8 protein-coding genes and 1 pseudogene are annotated in these 5,502 nt (G+C 37.1%); 2 read left to right on the top strand and 7 right to left on the bottom strand.

The window, feature by feature from the left end:
• Positions 1 to 103: 103 nt before the first annotated feature.
• A pseudogene (locus tag HYG88_RS15005) lies at positions 104 to 331 on the top strand (helix-turn-helix domain-containing protein); the annotation flags it as partial.
• Positions 332 to 520: 189 nt separating this feature from the next.
• Here the strand turns inward: HYG88_RS15005 and HYG88_RS15000 are convergent.
• From HYG88_RS15000 to HYG88_RS14985, 4 genes are all read right to left on the bottom strand, one after another.
• On the bottom strand, positions 521 to 1,405 hold the full coding sequence (locus tag HYG88_RS15000; RefSeq protein WP_000155092.1) for an Mph(E) family macrolide 2'-phosphotransferase: 885 nt from the start codon (positions 1,403 to 1,405) through the stop codon (positions 521 to 523).
• Positions 1,406 to 1,460: 55 nt separating this feature from the next.
• The gene (gene msr(E) / locus HYG88_RS14995) at positions 1,461 to 2,936 is read right to left on the bottom strand and encodes an ABC-F type ribosomal protection protein Msr(E) (protein WP_000052512.1); all 1,476 of its coding nucleotides are present in this window, start codon (positions 2,934 to 2,936) and stop codon (positions 1,461 to 1,463) included.
• Between the two features lie 492 nt (positions 2,937 to 3,428).
• Positions 3,429 to 3,701: a NadS family protein gene (nadS, locus tag HYG88_RS14990; protein ID WP_000369781.1), complete on the bottom strand. Its 273-nt coding sequence runs from the start codon at positions 3,699 to 3,701 to the stop codon at positions 3,429 to 3,431.
• Entirely contained in the window at positions 3,694 to 4,014 is a 321-nt protein-coding gene (locus HYG88_RS14985) for a type II toxin-antitoxin system RelE/ParE family toxin (protein ID WP_000897307.1), read from the bottom strand. The genes nadS and HYG88_RS14985 overlap by 8 nt, the downstream gene beginning before the upstream one ends.
• Before the next feature lie 139 nt (positions 4,015 to 4,153).
• Between HYG88_RS14985 and HYG88_RS14980 the strand changes: the two genes are divergently transcribed.
• Positions 4,154 to 4,573, top strand: coding sequence for an SMI1/KNR4 family protein (locus tag HYG88_RS14980; protein WP_001180106.1), 420 nt, complete (start codon positions 4,154 to 4,156; stop codon positions 4,571 to 4,573).
• Between the two features lie 79 nt (positions 4,574 to 4,652).
• Here HYG88_RS14980 and HYG88_RS14975 read toward each other — a convergent pair whose 3' ends face one another.
• The 3 genes from HYG88_RS14975 to HYG88_RS14965 all read right to left on the bottom strand — a co-directional run.
• Entirely contained in the window at positions 4,653 to 4,934 is a 282-nt protein-coding gene (locus HYG88_RS14975; protein WP_000985609.1) for an addiction module antidote protein, read from the bottom strand.
• Positions 4,935 to 5,237 (bottom strand): type II toxin-antitoxin system RelE/ParE family toxin, encoded by a 303-nt coding sequence (locus HYG88_RS14970; RefSeq protein WP_000286964.1) that lies wholly within the window; start codon positions 5,235 to 5,237, stop codon positions 4,935 to 4,937. It lies immediately after the preceding gene.
• 50 nt (positions 5,238 to 5,287) lie between these two features.
• On the bottom strand, positions 5,288 to 5,502 hold a 215-nt coding region (locus HYG88_RS14965; protein WP_005139060.1), incomplete at its 5' end, for a hypothetical protein.

The following is a 5,502-nucleotide window of genomic DNA, read 5'->3' as shown; positions in this document are numbered from 1 at the left end:
ATACCAACGAACAGCCCAAAGAATGATTTCACCTTGAAAGTGCCGACCGTGGAAGGGATTCATCTGCTGTATCTCGAAATAAATAAGATATTTAGCTTATCATGTCAGCCTATTTGCAACAGTGCCCCGCCTAGACAATGAGAAACGTATAGAACGTATTAAGCAGGGCCTGGCACGTTCGGGTTACAAACCAACAGGCAAGAAGGCAAATGAGGCTAAACATAAACGAATAAAAGAATTGCTAGTAGTTGGCAATATGACTAAGGAAGAAATTGCCAAAGCAGTGAATTGTGGAGTTGCAACTGTCTATCGAGTTGCTAAAGTTATCTAAAAGAGGCTTATCTCAACGCGCCCCCAATGGGGCACCGCTGCATTCAGGTTACTTCACATAAGAAATTTTATGTTAAATGATTGTTAGAAATGCCCCTTGATCGAGGCATTTTCTATAAAGAATACTAAAAACTAATTAAAGCCAACCAAGTTTCAAAACAAGGCAGTTCTCAGCAATCATATTTTTAAATTATATAACTCCCAACTGAGCTTTTGCTCCAACGATAAGGCTTTCATTTTGAGTTTCTAAGGCAAATAAACCATACATCAAAGGAGAGGCCGCTGCTCTTTCTAAAGTCTGTTCATATAGTTTATTCCAAACTTTACCCCCTAGTTTTTCATACTCGATGATTAGAGTTTTGAGGCTTTCTTCTCCAAACAAAGTTACATGCCCAGCAAAATCAATCGCTGGGTCATCTATATGGGCTGTTGACCAATCAATAACGCCTGAAACAGCTCCATCCTTTGAAGCTAGTACATGCCCAGCATATAAATCGCCATGTATAAATTGGGTGAAATCTGCCCATAGAACATCATTATCCAACCATTTTCTGTAGCGGGTTTCCAATTGCTCACTTATACCAATTTCAGATTTTACTAACTGCAAATTGTTTGCTATTTCAGGTCTTAAATCTGAAGGTTTCATAATTTTCAAATCATTTTCCCGAACTTCTTTTTCAGGAATACTATGGATTTCAAATAAGGTTTTTGCCAAAGATGTTATGTATTTCGGGCTATCTTTGTCCATATTCCAAATTATTTCATAGGTTTCAGCATCCAAATTTAAAACAGGATTATCTTTAAGTATGGGATAAGCCACTAATTCTGTAGATGAAATTCTCCAATCAGGAACCTCTACAGAAAGATGTTTTTTTACCAATTCTAAAATGCGTTTTTCTTTCTTGATTTGTTCCCTCATGCCATCACGACGAGGAATACGCAGCAACCATTGTTGCCCCTTTGTATCAAGAGCAAAAACGACCTTAAAATCAATGCCCATTTCATTGAAATTCATTTTGTCCGTAAGCAACAAGCCGTGTGCTTCAGCAAGTGATTGAATATCTTGAATTGTCATTTTTAATTTCCTTTAAAGAGTTCAATAATTAATGTTCGGATTAGATTGGCTATCATTAACAATCTCTCTCAAAAGTCTTGATGATTTTGTGGTCTTTGATCTCGTAGATAATGTCAGCAATATTATCGACCAATTGCTTGTCATGAGATACGAAGATAATAGTTCCTGCATAGGACTTCATCATTGTTTCTAATGCGGCAATACTTTTTAGGTCAAGATAGTTTCCTGGTTCATCCATAAGCAAAATATTATATTTTCCTAAAAGCATTTTGGATAAAAGCAGTTTGATGATTTCACCTCCCGATAAGTCGGATAAGTTTTTTTGAATATCATTCGCTCCGATCCCCATTGAAGCCAATACTGCACGAATTTCCGCAACTGTGTACTCGCACTCTTCCTGCATAAAGGAGAGCACAGATTTATGCGTGTTAAATTTATATCCTGTTTGTGTAAAGTAGCCAATTTCAGCTTTTGGAGATATGGTTAATCCATCAGCACGTTCTGATATCATTTTTAACAAGGACGTTTTCCCTGTTCCATTCGATCCAGTTATAGCGACTTTAGCGCCAAGCGGTATTATAAAGTTAGCGTCATCAAAGATAGTACGGCTACCAAATTTTAAGCTCAGACCATCTGCCGTAATCGGGAACTTATTGTGCAGTTCTAGGGCTGAACTTTGACGAAAACGAATAGAACGCAAATGCTCTGGTGCTTGAATATCTTCTAATGCAGCCAAACGCTTTTCCATACTCTTAGCTGCCTGATACAGTTTTCTTTGCTTGGTGCCAGTCATTTTTGCATGCCCAAGTCGTCCAGCACTTTCGGTAGAGTTTTTGGATTTTTCTCCTTTTTTCTTATTGTCTAATCGATTAGCTTGCTGGCGTTTTTCTTGCACAGCAGATTCTAATCGCTCCCGTTCCTTCATCATCAGCTCATATTCTACGGCTTGGTGTTGTCGCTCTTCTTCTTTTTGACGCAAGTAATCCGAGTAACCACCCCAATATTCCGTAATTTTACCGTCTTTTAACTCCCATATCTTGTCTACAACCATATCAAGAAAATATCGGTCATGACTGATAACAAGTAATGCTCCATCAAATGCTTTAAGTTGACCAATAAGTAGATCTATTCCATTGAGATCAAGGTGGCTGGTTGGTTCATCCGCTAGAATGCCATGTACTTGTTGGGAAAATGCGGCAGCAATTTTTGCACGAGTTTCCTCTCCGCCACTCATTGTGTCGTTTTGTACATTGGAAACACCAAGGCGAGATAACATTGCCCGGTCTTCGACCGTTTCTATTTCGATTCCGCCCAGTTGGCTGATATGTGCAAAATCACCAAAACGCTGTAATGTCGCTTCGGCTAAAACAATTTCGCCATTAAGTACTTTGAGTAAACTACTCTTTCCTGCTCCGTTATCACCCACAAGACCAATACGGTCATAAGAGTGAATTTCCAATTCATCAATATCCAAAACATCACGCCCAGCATAATCCAAGCGTATGTTTCTCGCTTTAATAATTAAACTCATTTTTATTTACTCCTGTTTAGCTCTTGAAATTTTTTATGCAGCAAACAGGATTTAGGTGAAAACAAAAGCTAGCATCACAGTGTCCTCCCAAAAAAAAAGCTATTCATCCACAGGGTGGACAAATAGCTAGTCAATTAAGTTATAACTGGAAACTATGCACTAAAAGCATACTTATAAATTAAGCATACTTTTACTTTATATATCCGCATATATTCTTAAAGACACAACAAAAGCCCACCATTATAAAATAGTGTCACTATGCAAATAGTTGTGTCTTAACGAATGCGGATAGAATGCATAAACTTACCTAAAAAATAAAATTCAGTTTTATGATAACTTTACTGTTAAAAGAAGTCTAGACAACCTTGTTTTATGCTTGGATATAAGGCTTATTTTAAAATAATAGTAGTGAAGATTTTCTAAAATTAACATAATACACCTTATACGAAATAAAAATGGGAGCCTTAAGCTCCCATTTTTTAAGTAATTTTTTCAAATAAGGCTTGGGTGAGCATCTAAAATTCGAATCAATGTAGCTGCTGGTCCAGTTGGATAGCGTCGTCCCTGTTCCCAATTTTGCAGGGTACGGGGGCTAATATGTAGACGTGCAGCAAATTCATTTTGGCTCAAGCCAGTTTTTTCACGTACTTCTTTAATATCAGGCAATTCGAGTTCTGTAACTCGGCTTGCTTTAACTTCTTTACGTTTGATAGCTCCAGCTTCTTTGATTGAAGCAACCAAGTCATCAAATAAGTTGTTATCCATGAAATTGCTCCTTCACGAGTTGGTGCAGAATGGCGGTTTCCTTATCTGTTAAATTATCTTTTACTGATTTTGGATAAGCCACTAAGAAAAAGATCTGATCATCCTCGGTGACCCAATAATAAATCACCCGTATCCCACCACTTTTCCCTTTGTTACCTTGAGCACAACGTACTTTGCGAATACCACCGCCATTCTTGATTAGGTCACCTCTATCAGGCTGTACCAAAAGATCTTGCTGAAGTTGACGATATTCCTCATCAGATACAAGGTCTTTAATTTGCTTGGTAAAGATGCTGGTTTCAATAAATAACATGGACTCTTTATACGTCAATGGCGTATTTGAATTTTAGCAGTTTCCATAACAAAAAACGAGAGCTGGTAGATCTCGTTTCGCATAACAGCCATTATGTTAAATTGTAGTAAGAACTTTAATGCGATAGAGCAGAATGTATATGCAAAATAAGCTTGATAACATTATTCAAGAATTAAAAGAACTATCTGGGAATAGTCGTCTAAACATAGAACTACCTGATGATATTTTCATATCTGCTTATGAACGAAAAATAGGTTTTATTTTTCCAAAAGATTATAAAAAAGTTTTGAAAGAGATTAGCAATATCTTTTATGGAACAATTGAATTAGCGTCTCTTACAGATGAGAAAGAATGCTATCGAGGGCTATCTCAGATATTAAATGATGCTAGGGAGCAAGGTCTGCCAGAAGATTGGCTACCTATTTGTGAAGATAATGGTAGTTATTATTGCCTATCTCCTAATCATAAAATTAGATATTGGACAGCAGATGGATATAGCGATGAGCAGTGGGAAGATTTAGCAGATTGGATCAAGCAAGTTTGGATAGATGGAAATTAAGAATTTCTAAAATTAACATAATACACCTTATACGAAATTAAAAAATGGAGCCTAAAGCTCCATTTTTTAATAACTTTTTTTAAATTGCTAAGCGTAAATTCAGTGCTTTTACAACTTTAATCACAGTATCAAAACTAGGGTTAACATCACCAGAAAGTGCTTTATAAAGACTTTCTCGGCCTAAGCCTGTATCTCGTGATAATTGAGCCATTCCTTTAGCTTTTGCAATGTTACCTAAAGCCTTTGCAATGAATGCGGCATCGCCATTAGATTCTTCAATACATGCTTGTAAGTAAGCCTGCATATCATCCTCTGTTTTAAGATGCTCAGCACTGTCCCATTTGCGAAGTTTAATAGCCATTTATAGCTCCTCCTCTAAATCTTGTGCCAATTGCAGGGCAAGTTTTATATCTTTACTTTGCGTAGACTTATCTCCGCCTGCTAAAAGAATAACAACCCTTTGCCCTTGCTTGCAGTAATAAATCCTATAGCCTGGCCCAAAGAAGAAACGTAATTCAGAAACACCTTCACCGACCGGCTCAGTATCTCCAAAGTTTCCATCTTCAACCCGATCAATTCGGACTTGTATGCGTCTTTTTGCCTGCTGGTCTTTTAACTTGGTGAACCAGTCATCAAAGACTTCAGTGGTATATATTGAGTACATAAGTAGAATGTATCCTATAGGATACATTTATGCAAGAAATAAAGGCGAATTCAAACATGAGGTGCGACAGTTTCAAAAGCCATATGATAATCAACAAGCTGAGCAAATTTCTCTAATGGTGTAAGCCAATCTAACGCCTTTCTAGGACGAGTATTCAGTGACATGGCAACTTGATTTAAATAATGCTGATCTGCCTGATTTAAATCAATCCCTTTAGGTAAATATTGCCTAATTAAACCATTCATATTTTCGCATGTGCCTTTTT

Source organism: Acinetobacter sp. SwsAc4, assembly GCF_013391535.1.
GTDB lineage: Bacteria > Pseudomonadota > Gammaproteobacteria > Pseudomonadales > Moraxellaceae > Acinetobacter.
The sequence above is the reverse complement of the archived record's forward strand: the minus strand, read 5'-3'. Positions and strand labels throughout refer to the sequence as shown.